This window comes from Paraburkholderia phosphatilytica (assembly GCF_003443895.1).
GTDB classification, from domain to species: Bacteria; Pseudomonadota; Gammaproteobacteria; order Burkholderiales; family Burkholderiaceae; genus Paraburkholderia; species Paraburkholderia phosphatilytica.
On sequence record NZ_QQOA01000075.1, the window covers coordinates 1 to 16,270 of the forward strand.

At 63.0% G+C, this 16,270-nt stretch carries 14 protein-coding genes and 1 pseudogene; 13 read left to right on the forward strand and 2 right to left on the reverse strand.

Annotated elements, in window-relative coordinates:
• Positions 1–437 precede the first annotated feature (437 nt).
• Genes DVS29_RS35860 through DVS29_RS35890 form a run of 7 tightly spaced genes read left to right on the forward strand, consistent with a single transcriptional unit; the run spans position 438 to position 8,113 of the window.
• Positions 438–2,609 (forward strand): TonB-dependent receptor, encoded by a 2,172-nt coding sequence (locus DVS29_RS35860; RefSeq protein WP_164708075.1) that lies wholly within the window; start codon positions 438–440, stop codon positions 2,607–2,609.
• 22 nt (positions 2,610–2,631) lie between these two features.
• Positions 2,632–3,321 (forward strand): MotA/TolQ/ExbB proton channel family protein, encoded by a 690-nt coding sequence (locus DVS29_RS35865; RefSeq protein ID WP_118185954.1) that lies wholly within the window; start codon positions 2,632–2,634, stop codon positions 3,319–3,321.
• A 2-nt stretch (positions 3,322–3,323) separates the two neighbouring features.
• A complete protein-coding gene (locus DVS29_RS35870) occupies positions 3,324–3,722 on the forward strand; it encodes an ExbD/TolR family protein (protein WP_118185956.1) in 399 nt (132 codons plus the stop codon).
• 1 nt (position 3,723) lies between these two features.
• Positions 3,724–4,425, forward strand: a complete 702-nt coding sequence (locus tag DVS29_RS35875; protein ID WP_118185958.1) for a TonB family protein — start codon at positions 3,724–3,726, stop codon at positions 4,423–4,425.
• On the forward strand, positions 4,422–5,984 hold the full coding sequence (locus tag DVS29_RS35880) for an alkaline phosphatase family protein (RefSeq protein WP_118185960.1): 1,563 nt from the start codon (positions 4,422–4,424) through the stop codon (positions 5,982–5,984). Before DVS29_RS35875 ends, DVS29_RS35880 begins: the two co-directional genes overlap by 4 nt.
• Positions 5,985–5,991: 7 nt before the next feature.
• Positions 5,992–6,708: a response regulator transcription factor gene (locus DVS29_RS35885; protein ID WP_118185962.1), complete on the forward strand. Its 717-nt coding sequence runs from the start codon at positions 5,992–5,994 to the stop codon at positions 6,706–6,708.
• Positions 6,695–8,113, forward strand: coding sequence for a sensor histidine kinase (locus tag DVS29_RS35890; protein ID WP_164708076.1), 1,419 nt, complete (start codon positions 6,695–6,697; stop codon positions 8,111–8,113). The genes DVS29_RS35885 and DVS29_RS35890 overlap by 14 nt, the downstream gene beginning before the upstream one ends.
• On the opposite strand, the gene DVS29_RS35895 is transcribed toward DVS29_RS35890, so the two are convergent.
• A complete protein-coding gene (locus DVS29_RS35895) occupies positions 8,092–8,574 on the reverse strand; it encodes a DUF2501 domain-containing protein (protein ID WP_118185966.1) in 483 nt (160 codons plus the stop codon). The two genes, DVS29_RS35890 and DVS29_RS35895, sit on opposite strands and share 22 nt — an antisense overlap.
• Before the next feature lie 209 nt (positions 8,575–8,783).
• On the opposite strand from DVS29_RS35895, the gene DVS29_RS35900 reads away from it, so the two are divergent.
• From DVS29_RS35900 to DVS29_RS35925, 6 genes are all read left to right on the forward strand, one after another.
• Positions 8,784–9,095 carry a BufA1 family periplasmic bufferin-type metallophore gene (locus DVS29_RS35900; protein WP_118185968.1) on the forward strand — a complete coding sequence of 104 codons (312 nt, stop codon included), beginning with the start codon at positions 8,784–8,786 and terminating at the stop codon, positions 9,093–9,095.
• Positions 9,096–9,126: 31 nt separating this feature from the next.
• On the forward strand, positions 9,127–10,074 hold the full coding sequence (gene bufB, locus DVS29_RS35905) for an MNIO family bufferin maturase (RefSeq protein ID WP_118185970.1): 948 nt from the start codon (positions 9,127–9,129) through the stop codon (positions 10,072–10,074).
• A complete protein-coding gene (locus tag DVS29_RS35910; protein ID WP_118185972.1) occupies positions 10,064–10,843 on the forward strand; it encodes an HvfC/BufC N-terminal domain-containing protein in 780 nt (259 codons plus the stop codon). The genes bufB and DVS29_RS35910 overlap by 11 nt, the downstream gene beginning before the upstream one ends.
• A 5-nt stretch (positions 10,844–10,848) precedes the next feature.
• Positions 10,849–11,352, forward strand: coding sequence for a DoxX family protein (locus DVS29_RS35915; protein WP_118185978.1), 504 nt, complete (start codon positions 10,849–10,851; stop codon positions 11,350–11,352).
• Positions 11,353–11,386: 34 nt separating this feature from the next.
• On the forward strand, positions 11,387–13,468 hold the full coding sequence (locus DVS29_RS35920; protein WP_118185974.1) for an FAD-dependent oxidoreductase: 2,082 nt from the start codon (positions 11,387–11,389) through the stop codon (positions 13,466–13,468).
• A gap of 101 nt (positions 13,469–13,569) precedes the next feature.
• Entirely contained in the window at positions 13,570–13,860 is a 291-nt protein-coding gene (locus DVS29_RS35925) for a hypothetical protein (RefSeq protein ID WP_118185976.1), read from the forward strand.
• A 1,193-nt stretch (positions 13,861–15,053) separates the two neighbouring features.
• Here the strand turns inward: DVS29_RS35925 and DVS29_RS35930 are convergent.
• Positions 15,054–16,142: pseudogene (locus DVS29_RS35930) on the reverse strand (IS1182 family transposase); the annotation flags it as partial.
• Between the last annotated feature and the right edge of the window lie 128 nt (positions 16,143–16,270).

Sequence of the window (16,270 nt, forward strand, 5' to 3'; positions counted from 1 at the left end):
TACCCAAAATATGTCTCGACGGGCTTCCCGTTTCAAAAATCGCGAGCCGTATGCGCGGGATCACCGGCGGCGGGCTCATTGATCAGCGCTTCCCTAACGGCGAATATTCGATCCCTTCAAGGCGCCGATTATTTCGCAATAAAATAATTTTAGCAAGTTAAGGCAGTCTTAAGGTTGCCGCGAGATTCGAGGCGACCGCACCGGCCCAGACAAACGTAAGCCTCCCGCCTTCAGGCTGACATCTTTCCTCCCCACCATCTCCCGCCTTGAAATCCGTGTTGCCTGGCATGCGTGGTCATGCACGCCGCGGTAAGGCAACTGACAGCACGCCTCCCCGCTTAACTTCGTAAGACGCCCATCACGATTGATTAATTCCTTGTTACTACGATTGCCGCGTCACTCACCACATGGTTAATCGAAAACAAGGACACCTACGGATGACACACGCACCGACGCGGCTCCGCAGAAAGCCGCTCACTCATCTCATTCTGGCTTCGCTGTGCGCGACGGGCGCACCCCTGACCTTCGCGCAATCGACCGGCGATCTCGGCTCCGTGCAAAGCACCGCCACCACATCGACGGGAAGCGACAGCGCGACGGCAACCAGCACGCAAACGGCTCCGGCGCAGGCGCCGACGCAGGGTTCGCTCACCGCGACCGAACCGAAGTCGATCATCAACCGGAACTATATCCAGAACAGCACGGCACCGACGTCGAACTACAGCGACATCCTGCAAATCGCGCCGAGCGTGTCGAGCATCACGCCGAACGGCCCGGGCCTGATGGAAACGCAGAGCCTGAGCATTCGCGGCTTTCAGGACGGCCAGTACAACGTCACGTTCGACGGCATTCCGTTCGGCGATTCGAACGACTTCACGCACCATTCGACATCGTTCTTCAACTCGCAGAACATCGGCAGCATCTCGGTGGACCGCGGCCCGGGCGACGCCTCGCAGATCGGCTTCGCGACGTTCGGCGGAACCGTCGCGGTCACCTCGATCGAGCCGTCACTCACGCCGGCCTTTTCGGTGCTGGGCTCGTACGGCAGCTGGAACACGTGGCTGAGCGGCGCGCAGTTCAATACGGGCGACATGCAGCAATGGGGCGATGCGCGCGCGGTGGTCGGCTATGACCATTCGAGCTCGGACGGCTACCTGAACGACGTCGGTCAACGCCGCGACAACGTCTATTTCAAGCTCGAAAAGCCGCTTGGCGACAATACGCTGCTGACGTTCTACGCGGACTACAACCGCATTTACCAGAACACGTCGCTCGGCGCGACGGCCGCGCAGATCCATCAGTTCGGGCCCAACTTCGGGCTCAACGGCGATCCGGCGAGTCAGTCCTTCTACGGCTACAACTTCGACCGCATCAACACAGACTTCGAATACATCGGCCTGCAGACGCAGCAATGGGGCTGGAAGTTCGACAACAAGCTGTACACGTACGGCTATTACCACGACGGCTTCAACGCGGTGGACCCGAACGGCGAGACGCCGAACGGCACGACGTTCGGCGCCAACGACGTGCCGGGCACGCAGATGGCGAACAACTATCGCGCGGTCGGCGACGTGTTCGACGCGCAGCGCGAGCTCGGACCGGGCACGCTGGAATTGGGCGGATGGCTCACGCACCAGTCAAATTTCCGCGACAACATGAACGTGGACGACACGCTGAACTTCGCGCTCGAGCAGCTCAACTTCACGATGCACGATACGTTGCTCACGTTCGAGCCGTATCTGCAGTACGCGTGGAAGCTGCCGTACGGTCTCACGATCACGCCGGGCGTCAAGTACGTGTCGTTCGAGCGCAGCATCGATTCGCCGCTCGACCAGAAGTCCGGTGTACCGGTGGACTACAGCCATACGTGGACCAAGGCGCTGCCATCGCTCACCGTGCACGAGCAGATCAACCCGAGCTGGAGCGCCTACGCGCAGTACGCACAGGGCTTTCTCGCGCCGAACCTGAACGTGTTCTACGTGACGAATCCGTCCGCGTCCGGTCAGCCCGCCCCCGAGCAGACCGACAACTATCAGATCGGCACGACGTACAAGACGAATCGCTTCACGCTGTCGGCGGATCTCTACTACATCAACTTCCGCAACGCGGTGACGAGCACGAGCGTCGGCGGCAACACGATCTTCTCGAACGCGGGCGGCGCCGTCTACAAGGGCTTCGAATCCGAAGGCACGTTCTACGCGGGCTACGGCTTCAGCCTGTACGGCAACCTGACGTTCAACTCGGCGAAGCAGGACAGCACCGGCGACTGGATGCCGAACGCGCCGAAGATGACGGCCGCGCTCGGCGTGATCTACGACCGCGGCCCGCTGCACGGCTCGCTGATCACGAAGTTCGTCGGTCATCAGTTCGGCGATACCGGCGACACCCAGCCGATCGGCGGCTTCGCGGTCACCAATCTCGCCGCCGCGTACACGATCAAGTCGCCGACATCGTGGATGCACAACACGCGTTTTGGCCTCGAGATCGACAACATCTTCAACCGCACCAGCATCGACGCGCTCGCGGGCTACACCGCCGCCGACAACACGCCGCTCTACTGGACCATCCCCGGACGCGCCGTCATCGGAACGGTGTCCACCGATTTCTAACCTCTGACTGGAGTTCGTTTCCATGACTGCCGACACCCTGATGCACCTCGCGAGCGATTCGGGCGGCGTGCTGTACGTCATCGCGGCCATGCTGCTCGTCGCGCTGACCGTGATCGTCGAGCGGACCTGGTTCCTGCAGCGCGTGGCCGCCAGCGGCCGCGCGGTGCTCGATCAGCTCGACCGTCTCGATCACGTGGATACGGCCGCGTTGTCGTTGCTCGCGACGCGTCATCGCGATCTGCCCGTCGGGCGCATTCTCTCGCTCGCCGCGCGGCTTAACGGCGAGCGCGGCCGCGACGAACTCACCGCATCGCTCGACGAGGCGATCATGCGCGAAGCGCCGCGCATCGACCGCTTTCTCTGGGTGCTCGATACGATCGTCACGCTTGCGCCGCTGCTGGGTCTCTTCGGCACCATCGTCGGCATGTTCCACGCGTTCCAGGTGCTGTCGAACCCTGGCAACGCACCGACCCAGGTGACGGGCGGCGTGGCCGAGGCGCTGGTCGCGACCGCGTCGGGTCTCCTGGTCGCGATGATCGGTCTGCTGTTCTTCAACGGACTGCACAACCGCGTGCGGCTCGTCGTGCACGGCCTCGAAACGCTCAAGGTCGCGCTCGTCAACCGGATGGCCGGCATCGCCTGCGAGCCGGTTGCGCAGCCGCGCGACACGCTGCGCCAGGTGCCCGCCAAGCTCGCGACGCAGGGAGCGTGACGATGAAGTACTTCGAAGCGCGCAAGGCCCGCATCGAGATCATCCCGATGATCGACATCATGTTCTTCCTGCTGGTGTTCTTCATCATGATCACGCTGCACATGATTCCGAACGCCGGGCTCGCCACGCGTCTGCCGTCCAGTTCCACCGCGCAGACGCTGCCGCCGCCGAAGGTCACGGTGACGCTCACCGACGACGGCACGTTGTCGGTCGACGGTCGCTCGCTCACTTCGGCGCAGCTCACGGCGATGCTTGCGGCAGAGCCTGATCCGGCGCATACGGTGGTGACGATTGCGGGCGCAAGCGGCGCGCGGTTGCAGTACCTCGTGACCGCGATGGATGCGTGCCGCGCCGCGGGTGTCTCACAGGTTGCGCTCGCGGCGCAGCCGGCGGCGAAGTGATATGGCGACGTTGTCCACTGCGCGCTTCTCGCCGGACCAGCGGCGTCTGTATACGGCCGTAGGGGTCGCCCTCTTCGTGGAGCTCGCGATGCTGACGGGCGCATGGGTCGTACTCCATCGCCCGCACGTCGAGACGCCTCCGGAAAGGCCGCCCACGCTGCTGTCGCTCGCCACTGCTCCTGCGCCGAAGCCTGCGCCTGTAGCGCCGCCGGTGCCGCAGCCTGTGCATCCGGCGCCGCAGCCGCCGCGTCCGCATGAGGTCGTGAAGCCGCTTCACCACGTCACACATGCCGTGCCGCCGCGGCCAATGCCGGTGCCCGTAGCGCCTGCTGCACCGGTACAGCCCGCCGCCGCGCCGCAAATCGCAGCGCCGCAACCCGCACCGGTTGCACCGCCGCCCGCGCCGGCAGGCCCGAGCCCGAGCTTCGAAAGCGCGCTGCGCGCCGCGATCGAAGCCGCGCTGCACTACCCCGAGTCGGCGCGGATGGCCGGCATCGCCGGTCGCACGCGGGTCGCGTTCCACTATCGCGACGGCGTGGTCTCCGACGTGACGGTGGTGATCTCCAGCGGCGTCGCGCTGCTCGACCGGGCCGCGCTCGCCGCGGTACGCGACGCGGACTGTCCGAAGCCGGAACCGGCGCTGGTCGGCAAAACACTTTCAGAACAACTCTGGGTCAACTTCAATCTAGACAATCACGAATGAAACCTCTTCTGCGTGCCTTGACTACCGCGCTTGCCGTTGCAACGGCAAGCGTGACCGGCAGCATCGCCACCGCCGCGTCGCTGCCTGCCCATGCGCCTTTTCATCACGTGCTGCTGGTGAGCGTCGACGGTCTACATGCGGGCGATCTCGCGCGCTTCGTCGCCGCGCATCCGGACAGCACGCTCGCGCAGCTCGCCGCGCAGGGCATCGACTATACGAACGCGCACGCCGTCATGCCCGCCGATTCGTTTCCGGGCCTGCTCGCGCTCGTGACGGGCGGCACGCCGGCCGCAACAGGCGTCTATTACGACGACTCGTACGACCGCAATCTCGCCGCGCCAGGCAGCGATTGCAGCCGTACCGGCACTCGCGTGCGCTACGACGAATCGCTCGACATGGACGACGGCCACGGCCACGACACGATCGACCCGACGAAGCTGCCGCGCGATCCGCGTCACGGTTGCGCGCCGGTCTATCCGCATGCATTCCTGCGCGTGAACACCGTGTTCGAAGCGGTGCATGACGCCGGCGGCTACACCGCGTGGATCGACAAGCACCCGACTTACGAACTGGTGGAAGGGCCATCGGGTCACGGCGTCGACGATCTGTTCCTGCCGGAGATCGGCGCGAACTACGAAGGCCTGATGGACGCGAAGCCCAAGGACATCACCGGCTCCCTCGCGAAAACCGAGCAGTACGACGACATGAAGGCGCGCGCGATCGTCAACGAGATCGACGGTCTGACTCACGACGGCAGCGCCACGAGCGTCGTGCCGAATGTGTTCGGTCTGAACCTGCAGGCGATCAACGTCGCGCAGAAGATCTACGGCTACCGTGACGCGGACGGCGAGCTGACGCCCGGCCTCGACGGCGCGATCGGTCACGTGGACGGGTTGTTGCATCACTTCGTGAGCGAACTCGATCGCAAGCATCTGCGCGACGACACCCTCGTGATCGTGACCGCCAAGCATGGCAACGGTCCGATCGACCGTCAGCTGCTCGACAAGATCGACGACGCGCGTCTCGCCGCGGTGATCGATGCCGCTGCGCCGGGCGCGCTCGCACAGCTCACCACCGACCACGGCGCGCTGGTCTGGCTGCATGACCGGTCCGCGACGCCCGCGATCACGGCTGCGTTGCGCTCGCATGCGAACGCGCTCGGTATCGCCGATGTGATCAGCGGCAAGCGCCTCGCGCTGCGCTTCCCCGACCCCGCGACCGACAGCCGGACGCCGGACATCGTGGTCGTATCGCGCGACGGTGTCATATTCACGCCTCCGCACGATGGCAAACTCGCCGAGCACGGCGGCTTTCACGATGACGACGTGCACGTCGCGCTGCTGGTGTCGAATCCGCATCTTGCCGCCCAGGGCCGCAGCGTGACGTGGCCGGTGTCGACGACCGAGGTCGCGCCGACGATCCTCGCCGCACTCGGCCTCAAGCCGGACGCGCTGCAAGCCGTCGCGCTGGAGGGGACGCCCGTGCTGCCCGATACGGGCTGGACCTCGCCCGATCAGCTCGCCCACATCGAAACTACGCTATCGCCAGCAGGCAAATGAACCGCCGATGAGCAGTCCGTCCGCAAGCCGCCCCTGTATCTTGGTCGTGGAAGACGATCCTGGCGCCGGCCAGGAAGTGTCCGCCGCGCTCGAAGACTACGGATTCGAAGTCGAATGCGTACCCACCGGATTTCAGGGGCTGCTGCGGGCCACCAACGGCGAGTTCGACGCCGTGGTGCTGGACCGCATGCTGCCTGACGTCGACGGTCTGTCGATTCTCGCGACCTTGCGCAACATCGGCAAAGAGACACCGGTGCTGATCCTGAGCGCGCTCGATGCGGTGGACGAGCGTGTGCGTGGCTTGCGCGCAGGCGGCGACGATTACGTGGTGAAACCGTTCGATGGACTCGAACTGACGGCGCGCGTGAATGCGCTGCTGCGTCGCCGCGCGGCCACGCATGGCGACACACAAACTTCCGTACTGCAGATCGACGACCTCACGCTCGATACCGAGACGCGGGTGGTCAGGCGAGGCGGCCAGACGATCGAGCTGAAACCGCGCGAGTACGGCATGCTCGAAATGCTGATGCGACATGCCGGCGAGATCGTCACGCGCGCGATGCTGCTGGAGTCGGTCTGGAATGTGCAGCAAGCCAGCACGCAGACCAATGTGATCGATATGCACATCAGCAACCTGCGTCGCAAGCTGAGCCTCAATGGGCAGCTTTCGGCGATGGTCGTCACGGTGCGCAACGCAGGATACATCATCCATGCGTCCCGCTAGCCGGTTCCGCAGTGCGCGGCTGCGCGGCGGCGTCGGCTGGCTGCTGGTCGTGTTCGTGTGCTCGACCATCGTGCTGTTCGCGCTGCTCTACTGGCTGACCGGGCGATACCTGCTGCACGAAGTCGACGAGCGGCTGCGCGGCGAATTCGCGGAGTTCCACGCGGTCGGTCGTAGCGATGCGATTTCGACCATCACCGCGCTGAGCCACCGGGACATCGCGAGTACGCGTCCATATGGCGTGTTCGACGCGAACGGCAAATGGCTCGCGGGCAACGTGTCGACGCTGCCGAAAGAGCACGATCGCGAGCCCTTCAACTACACGGATACGGTGCGCAACGAAGATCACGTGCAGACCGCGCACTATCGCGGCATCATCATTCCGACCACGAGCGGATGGCGCATCGTGGTCGGCCATTCGATCGACGAGATACTTCGCTTCGACCGCACCTTGCTGACCACGCTGTGTGCCGGCGTAGCGCTCACGAGTCTGCTCGCGCTCGCATGCGGCGCGGCGCTCAACCATCTGTCGAACCGCAGGATCGGCGTGATCGGCGAAACCGCGCGAGAAATCATGGCGGGCAAGCTGAACCGGCGGCTACCGACGCGCGGCACGAGCGACGATCTGGATCGCCTCGCGACCATCGTCAACACGATGCTCGACGAAATCGAGCGGCTCGTCGACGAGGTTCGCGGCGTGTGCGCCGGCATCGCTCACGATCTGCGTACACCGATGACGCATCTGCGCGCGGGCCTCGAACGTACCCGCCGACGCGCAGCGACCGCCGACGAATTCGCACAGGCGATCGACACGGCGATCGGGCAATCCGATGTCGTGCTAAACCGTTTCACTGCGCTGCTGAGAATTGCCGAGATCGAATCCGGCGGCCGGCGCGCGAGCTTTCATTCGATCGCGCTGCACACGGTCATGCGCGACGTGGTCGAGCTATACGAGCCGCTCGCGGAAGATCGAAGCATTGCGCTCACACTCGATTCACCCGCGCCGATCGAAGTCACCGGCGACTTCGATCTGCTGTTCGGCGCCATCGAGAACATGCTCGACAACGCGCTGAAATTCACGCCAGCGGGTGGCGCGGTCACCGCGTCCGTGAAAGTGGACGACGGCACGCCGGTGCTCGAAGTGGCGGACAGCGGACCCGGCATCGCGCTGGCCGAGCGCGATGCCGTGATGCGACCGTTCTATCGCAGCCGCAAACTGGAACACTCGATTCCTGGCCACGGCCTGGGTCTGAGTCTCGTGGCAGCGATCGCGAGGATCCACGACGCGACCGTGGAAATTCTGGACAACCAGCCGGGTTGCAGAATGCAGGTACGGTTCGCGCGAGAGGGCATGCAAAGCCGCCAGGCGTCGTCGCGCCACTCTGCTTACAGCATCGATTTGCCCTGATCCAGGATCTTGTCGCAGATCTGTTTGGTCAGTTGCTGCTTCATTCCATCGCCGCCCAGGCTCAGTTTCTGGCCGCTTCCGGTGTCGACAATGCCCTTCGCGCCATCGGTGTAGCTGCTATTGGAACTCGTCGAACCGCCCGGCAGCTTGCTCATCAGCGAGTCCTTGACGGACGAAGCACTGTCGCCGCCCAGATAGTTGTTCTTGATGCAGTACTGCAGCACGCCCGCAACGTTGCTGCTGTTGCTCGACGTCACCGAACCACCGGACAGCGCGTTGCCGAGGTCGCCCAGGCTTCCTGACGATTTGCTGCCTCCGCCTGTCAGGCCGCCGAGTCCCTGTGACGAACCGCTGGAGCCCTGGTTGAGCAGATTGCCGAGCTGGGCGTGAACGGCGGAGACCGGTATCGTCAGACCGATCAGCACTGCCGTTGCTGCGACGCGGCGCAGGTTTGCCTTCATTGATTCCTCCTTCAGTAAGTGGTCGATTCCGGATGCCGCTGCGGAATCCGCGCGGCCTCCCCTTCAGTTTCGTAATCAGATTGCGTTTTCGCAAGTCGCGATTTCTCTCCAGAAAAAAAATCGATGGCTGTAACCGGCGCCGGACAGCGTGCGAATTAGGTGGTGTATCCGCATCGGATACCACCTTTCCCAACCACTGGAGAACCTCCATGTCCGCAAAGACCACCGTTAGTTCCGCGCTGCTCGCAGGCGCCGTTGCAGGCCTGTTCGCTTCGTTCGCTCACGCCGCGCCGCTCACGAAGGAAGAGGCCAGCGCCGCGATCGCCGCGCATAAGGAAAAGTGCTTCGGCGTCGCGCTGAAGGGGCAAAACGACTGCGCCGCCGGTCCGGGCACGACCTGCCAGGGCACGTCGACGGTCGATTTCCAGGGCAATTCGTGGAAGTTCGTCCAGGGCGGCACCTGCACCAACATCGTCGTGCCGGGCGGCGGCCACGGCTCGCTCACGCCCATGAAGTCCTGAACACAACAACCACCAGAGAGACGGTACGGCCATGAACGCTTCCATCCGGTCAGCAGCGACCCATGCGTGCGGCCGTTCCGATCGCACGGCGCCCGGCGCAGCCGGGCTCGTCGGCACGAGCTTCAAGCATGAACATCTCGCGGCGATTCTCGAAGACGGACTACAGGACGGCTTCTTCGAGGTGCACGCCGAAAACTATATGGGCGCGGGTGGGCCGCCGCATCGCGCGTTGAATGCGATCCGCGAGCGCTATCCGGTCTCGCTGCATGGCGTATGCATGTCGATCGGCGGACCGGATGGCCTCGACGCTCGCCACCTCGCGCGCTTTAGCGAACTGGTTGCGCGCTACGAACCCGCGTTCGTTTCCGAACACCTCGCGTGGTCGTCGCACGGCGGCACGTTCTTCAACGATCTGCTGCCGCTGCCGTACACGAGCGAGACGCTCGACAAAGTCTGCGAACACATCGATCAGGTGCAGGAAGCCATCAAGCGCCCGATGCTGCTGGAGAATCCGTCGACCTACGTGGCGTTCGCGTCGTCGACGATGAGCGAGACCGCGTTCATTCGCGAAGTTGCACGGCGCACGGGCTGCGGGCTGCTGCTCGACGTCAACAACGTATTCGTTTCGGCCGTCAATCACGGTTTTTCGCCGCGTGCCTGGCTTGCCGATTTTCCGCTCGAATGCGTCGGCGAGATTCATCTGGCCGGCTACAGCGAACAGCAAGACGACGAGCAGCAACTGCTGCTCATCGATAGTCACGACAGCCCTGTCACCGCTCAGGTGTGGGCGCTCTATCGCGACGTGATCGCGCGCACCGGTCCGGTGCCGACGCTGATCGAATGGGACAGCCAGTTACCGGTGTGGCCCGAACTGCGCGCGCAGGCGATGACGGCGCGGCAGATCGTGGCGGAGCAGGCAACCCGATATGTATCGGAGTCCGATGCATTTCACGCGGAGGGTGTCGACCATGAAGCCTGAACAATGCGCGAGCCACTACGCGTCGACCTTCGCGCCGGGACTGACGAACCCCAACCTCGCCGCGCCGGAAGGTGTGGTGGCCGCCCACGGCAAGGGCGTCGTCAAGCGTTACAACGTCTATCGCAACAACGTCACGGTCAGTCTCATCGATGCGCTGGCCGCGATCTACCCCGCTGTGCAGCGCATCACCGGCGTCGAGTTCTTCCGCGCGATGGCCCGCTTTTACGTGCGCTCTGCCCCGCCTTCGTCGCCGCTGCTGTTCGAATACGGTCGAGATTTTCCGTCGTTCATCGACACCTACGAGTACGCGCGCGACATGCCGTGGCTTGCGGATACGGCGCGCATCGAGCGCGCGTGGCTCGATGCCTATCACGCCGCGGATGCCGCGCCGCTCGCGGCCGATGCGCTCGCGAGCATCGATCCGGAAACGCTCGCGCAGGTGCGCTTCGTTCCGCATCCTGCCGCGCGCATCGTGCGCTCGCATTACCCGGCCGTCGCGATCTTCGCGATGAACCGGGTGGATGGTCCCGTCACCCCGCTGCATTCGAGCGACGCGGAAGACGCGCTCGTCACGCGGCCCGCCGACGACGTGATCGTCTCGCGCCTTCCCGCGGGCGGCGCGGCGTTTCTCGGCGCGCTCATGGAGGGCGCGCCGCTCGGCGCGGCCGCGCAGGCGGCCTTCGACGAGACCGACACCTTCGACCTGCCGGCCAGCCTGGCCGCGACGATTTCGGCCGGCGTGCTCGCCGCCGTTCAACCGGGAGTGTGACCATCATGCAGACTCGACAAGATTCCAGCCCGTCCTTTCCGGGCAACGTCGCGCACGCGATTGGATGCGCGCGGCGCTTCATCGAACGGCTCGCGCAACCGACGTTCGTGCAGCTCGTGCTCCGTCTCGCGCTGGCCGTGCCGTTCTGGAAATCGGGCATCCTCAAGTGGCACGGTTTCCTGCAGCTCAACGACACCGCCATCGATCTCTTCACCGACGAATTCAAGCTCCATTTGCCCGGCGGCCCCTATCCGTTTCCGGCGCCGGCCATCTTCGCGTTCCTGTCCGCGTGCGGCGAGGTCACGTTTCCGGTGCTGCTCGTGCTCGGCTTCGGCACACGCTTCGCCGCTGCCGGATTGCTGCTGATGACCTGCATCATCGAGCTGACCGTGCCGGACGGTTGGCCGATCCACATCACCTGGGCGGCGATGGCGCTCGGCATCGCCGCATGGGGCCCAGGCGCGATTTCGATCGACTACCTGCTCGGAGACCGCGCGAACCGGTCGTGAAAACGCGAGGATACTGCTCTCGAGATGGTGCCGTATGCTCCGGAACGCCCTCAAACTCATGGTCCGCTTCGCGCCGACCGTGCGCGCGCTCTGCATGCCGTGGCTGCTGCTTGCAACGCGCGTCTGGTTCGGACAGATCGTGCTCGTGCATCAGATCATGGCCATGGCGGAGAGCCATACCGCAGGGCAACTCGGCGCGGGCCTGCATGCTCCATCCAGCGTCGAGGCAGCGCTGCACGGTATCGCACCTCTGCTGCTGACCGTCGGCCTGCTCACCCGTCCCATCGCGCTCGTACTGCTCGTTGACGGATATGGATCGATCGGTCTCGGTCCGGGCGGAGCGACGCTTGCATTGCTTGCGTGGCTGATCGTGCTGGGTCCGGGACCTTTGTCCCTCGATGCTTTGCTGGCGAGAGGTCTGGCGTGGGCTCCGCTTGGCCCGCTCCGACTGATCGGCGCATTTTACGAGCGGATTGAACGCTATTTTTCGCCAGTACTCCTGCTCATCACACGAGCAGGCATCGCAGCCTCTCTGGTTCCTGCTTCCGCATTCGCGCTTGCCCTCTTTGGCCAGACCGCCCGAGCGGGTCTGGCAACAGCGTTCGTCCACCCATCATCGTGGATTGCCGCGATCCTTGCAGGCTGCATCGCGGCCGGTTGCATCGCGCGACCGGCAACGCTCATCTATGCCGCGATGGTGCCACTCGCCGGCATCGCCATGTCCATGGACGACCGGCTGGCCATGCTGCTGCTGTTGCTCATGTTTGCGGCCACAGGACCTGGCATCGTGTCGGTGGACCGACTGTTCGCTCACTGGCTGCTCGACAGCCCGAACAGCGAAGGCAACACATTGGATCACTGTCCGCACGTGGTGGTGGTTGGCGGAGGCTTTGGCGGGATCGCGACCGTTCGCGGGCTATGCAAATCGCGCTGCCGGATCACGCTCATCGATCGACGGAACCATCATCTGTTTCAGCCGCTGCTTTACCAGATCGCGACGGCCGCGTTGTCGCCCGGGGAAATCGCGACACCGATCCGCAGCCTCTTTCGCGGACAGCGAAACGTGCAGGTGCGGCTTGGAAGCGTGACAGGCGTCGACACCATTGCCCGCGAATTGCTGATCGGCCCAGACAGGGTGAAATTCGACTATCTCGTGCTGGCAACGGGCGCACGTCACAGTTACTTCGGCAACGATCACTGGGCGCCGTACGCACCTGGGCTGAAGAGCATCGAAGACGCAACCGCGATACGAAGCCGGCTGCTACGTGCGTTCGAAGAAGCGGAAACAGCCGCTGACGACGCCGCCCGTGCCGCGTGGCTCACGTTTGTCATCGTCGGAGGCGGCCCGACTGGCATCGAGCTCGCCGGCGCGATTGCTGAACTCGCGCATCACGGGATGGACCAGGAGTACCGCACGATCGATCCGTCGACATCGCGCGTCATCCTGGTTCACTCCGGGCCGCGCGTTCTGCCTGCTTTTCCGCCTTCGCTGTCCGCGGCCGCGGAACATTCACTTCGGGCGCTGGGCGTCACGGTGTGCCTCGATACCAAGGTGCTGGGCGTGGATCAGGATGGCGCCGATCTCGGCAAGGAACGCATTCCTGCCCGCACCATCCTCTGGGCCGCGGGCGTGGCGGCGTCTCCGGTTGCGAAATGGCTGCACCAGCCGGAGGACGGGTCGGGACGCATCAAGGTGAACGACGACCTCTCGGTTCCAGCGCTTCAACGCGTCTATGCGATTGGCGATACGGCTTCGAGCCTGGGCTGGAACGGCGCCGCCGTGCCGGGGTTGGCGCCCGCCGCCAAACAGCAAGGAACCTACGCCGCGCGCGTCATCGACGCGCAGCTTGCGGGGCGCCGCCCGCCTCCACCCTTTCGATACCGGCACTTCGGAAGCCTGGCGACGATCGGGCGTCAGTCCGCGGTGGCGGAAATCGGCCCCGTACACATGTGGGGCGCGCCAGCATGGTGGTTCTGGGGCGTCGCGCACATCGCGTTCCTCACTGGCGGGCCAAACAGGGCGAAAGTCATGCTGGACTGGCTCTGGGCCTACCTCACCTACCGACGCAGCACGAGGCTCATTACCGGTTCGGTTTCTGACCGGCAACCGGATTGACGCGTAACCAGATTGGCATTCAAGACGAACTAACAGATGCGATTCGAAATTCCTTCGGATCGCGAAGCAAAAAACCCTGCTTCACTGATCTGGAGATCGTCATGAAAACCGCGTCGAACGCAATCGCGCTTGCCGTCGCTTCTTTTGCTTTTGTTGCTGGAACGGCTCACGCCGAAGGCATCGGACGCAGCGGAACCTATCTGACGCCGCCAACGTGGGAAATGATCAACAAGCTGCCCGACGCGCAGCGCGCCAAGGCGATGGATATCGAAGACAAGATGATGCACATGGAAATGGACTACCAGCAGTCCGTTTCGCAGATGGCCATGAAGCACGACCACGACATGATGCAGATGGAGGCCGAACTGTTCGATCTCTTCAAAGGGCATTGAAGCCCTGTTTAGTCTGGATGCCTGATTATTATTTGCGGGTGCTCGGGCACTGCAGATGGTGGGCCGGGTGGGAGTCACATTGACGCCGCTCAGGCCCGTCTTACATGGGTCTACCGATGCGGTCATGGCAGGTTACCTCCAGATCTACCCCGGCAAAGTGGCGGAACAAAATGGAGCCGGAACCAGGTGAAAATACAGTCCACGGGACAATCGCAACTATGCTGCTCGCCCCTGTCGATGTCGCGATCTCGCAACACACGCAGCGAAAACATCCCGTTGCGAACCGGGGATCACCGAAGATAGTCAACGGGCCGGTGATTGGCTCGGTTCGACTGCCAAGTGCGGAAGATGAGCGGCTCCTCACCGCTTGCAATGCCCGCCTCATCGCGAACTTCCCTTGTCGACCCACTTCGGACGTACGACCACCACGAGTTTAAAGACCGATCACAAACTTAAAACTGTCGTTCGGTCCGTCAGCAAGTCAGCCAGTTACATCGCGACCTCAAGATCCAACGGAGGCCGGGCGTGAACGAGTCGTCTCAGGGCGCCCTACCCGTAACCGGCCAACCATTTTGATGCCGGAAAGGCTCACTGGTAAAAGTACGGTGCAGGGTAGTCAACAGATCTTCTATCGGGAAGCTGTCAATGGCACATCCCTCCGCGCCTTATCGAAGCACCATCCAGGGGGATCGTCGGTCGCGTTTTCTTTGAGTTGTGAAAGACGCGCGCTTAGATCAGCCTGTTTTTTCGTCAGTGACTTCTAGTCGCCTGACAATACGGTTTCGAAGTCATCGGCCATAGCCGCAAATCTCCGGCGTAGACGGCGACACTCGGTTTGATGCGGTTCACAGTGCAACGCAGTATGGAGCGCAGCAATTAGGGAAGCAGTGAAGGTTAGGGTGCACTCACGTTCGTCCAAGGTATGCCAAACACAGGACGGCCTCTCAACAGTTTGAAGCCAGCTATGGCGGGCAGCGCTACGCCCGATATGACGGTTATCCATCGAATGGGCGTCAGCACACGAAGCCACAAATCATACGCGCGAGCCTGTATTAGACATTCGCGCTGCCTTTCTTTGAGAAGGGCAATAACTGAGCTCGCTTCCTGTGGCATGAGATCTCCTCAGACGCCGCCGGCTACTTATCGCTATCGCATGCCTTCGTCAACAGATTGCGCACACAACTCGTGAATGCATTCTCGACGGTCTCGAAACGGTGAATGGCGCGCTCGCCACCGGGGCACCGATACTCGTCGTTCCTTGCAACGTAGATGAAATCGCGCTTGGTAAAGAGCCCCTTCTTCCTTGATGCCGAGGTAAGTGGCTCGGGACATACGTTTTGATCCCGGCCAGTTCGCACGCGGGGATATCCGGGTCGCTGAAGTAGCCCCGGTCAGCCAGCGCTTTCAGCTTCGGCCTGTCCATCGCATTCTTCGCCAGGAAAGCCATCTTGCTGAGTTGACCGTGATCGTCTCCGATATTCGTCACTCCGTGTTCGACGATCAGATGATGCTTTGTATCCACGGCAGTCTGGACGTTGTAGCCCACGGTACCGGTTCTCTTGCCACCGCTGGTCATGGAGCGGGAATCCGGGTCGGTAAGCGACAACTGCTTGTCTGCTTCTTTCTTTAGTTGCTCCTTCATCTGCTCGAGCTCACGCATCCGTTGACGCAAGAGCGCGATCTTCTCGTACAGGCGAACGGTCTTCACATCGAAACCTGTCGGGCTGATCCGGTCTGCGGTTTCAATCATGTCGAGATATCGCTGAACGATTTCCTCGATCTGCTGCTGACGCTTGTCGATCTTGCCAGCCGTATAGTTCCTGTCACGGCTGTTCACGGCCTTGAACTTGCTGCCGTCGATTGCCACCATGTCGCTGGATAGCAGCAACAGTCCGCGACATAGCTCGACGAAACGACGGCATACGTTGCGAATGGCCACGCCATTGTCGCGGCGAAAGTCCGCGATCGTCTTGAAGTCGGGAGCCAGACGTCCCGTCAGCCACATCATCTCGACGTTGCACTGGCACTCGCGCTCAAGACGCCGGCTGGACGGTATCCGGTTCAGATACCCGTAGATATAGATCTTGAGCATCACGCTAGGATGATAGGACGGGCGACCCGTGAGCGCTGGCGTGGTATCGTTGAAGCCGAGTTCGGCCATTTAGTTCGTCGACGAAGGCATCTATCGCCCTGACTGGGTTGTCCTGCCCGATGTAATCATTCACGCATTCGAGTAGTAGTGCGACCTGCTTTCGGTCATCGCCTTCAACGAATCGCTTCATGAGTCACCCGGTCTCAATGCGTTGATTCGTTTTAGGGACGGTCTGCAAAAGTCCTGGCGTTGAAGTCTGGTTGGCCTATCCTGGAAGAACGCGAATTAACGGAGTTCCTCGATGACACAGCTCGGTCT

Coding starts and splice junctions, on each gene's coding strand:
- DVS29_RS35885 (WP_118185962.1), top strand. CDS start 5,992: ATGAGCAGTCCGTCCGCAAGCCGCCCCTGTATCTTGGTCGTGGAAGAC.
- DVS29_RS35900 (WP_118185968.1), top strand. CDS start 8,784: ATGTCCGCAAAGACCACCGTTAGTTCCGCGCTGCTCGCAGGCGCCGTT.
- bufB (WP_118185970.1), top strand. CDS start 9,127: ATGAACGCTTCCATCCGGTCAGCAGCGACCCATGCGTGCGGCCGTTCC.
- DVS29_RS35865 (WP_118185954.1), top strand. CDS start 2,632: ATGACTGCCGACACCCTGATGCACCTCGCGAGCGATTCGGGCGGCGTG.
- DVS29_RS35870 (WP_118185956.1), top strand. CDS start 3,324: ATGAAGTACTTCGAAGCGCGCAAGGCCCGCATCGAGATCATCCCGATG.
- DVS29_RS35895 (WP_118185966.1), bottom strand. CDS start 8,574: ATGAAGGCAAACCTGCGCCGCGTCGCAGCAACGGCAGTGCTGATCGGT.
- DVS29_RS35860 (WP_164708075.1), top strand. CDS start 438: ATGACACACGCACCGACGCGGCTCCGCAGAAAGCCGCTCACTCATCTC.
- DVS29_RS35910 (WP_118185972.1), top strand. CDS start 10,064: ATGAAGCCTGAACAATGCGCGAGCCACTACGCGTCGACCTTCGCGCCG.
- DVS29_RS35890 (WP_164708076.1), top strand. CDS start 6,695: ATGCGTCCCGCTAGCCGGTTCCGCAGTGCGCGGCTGCGCGGCGGCGTC.
- DVS29_RS35920 (WP_118185974.1), top strand. CDS start 11,387: ATGCTCCGGAACGCCCTCAAACTCATGGTCCGCTTCGCGCCGACCGTG.
- DVS29_RS35925 (WP_118185976.1), top strand. CDS start 13,570: ATGAAAACCGCGTCGAACGCAATCGCGCTTGCCGTCGCTTCTTTTGCT.
- DVS29_RS35880 (WP_118185960.1), top strand. CDS start 4,422: ATGAAACCTCTTCTGCGTGCCTTGACTACCGCGCTTGCCGTTGCAACG.
- DVS29_RS35875 (WP_118185958.1), top strand. CDS start 3,724: ATGGCGACGTTGTCCACTGCGCGCTTCTCGCCGGACCAGCGGCGTCTG.
- DVS29_RS35915 (WP_118185978.1), top strand. CDS start 10,849: ATGCAGACTCGACAAGATTCCAGCCCGTCCTTTCCGGGCAACGTCGCG.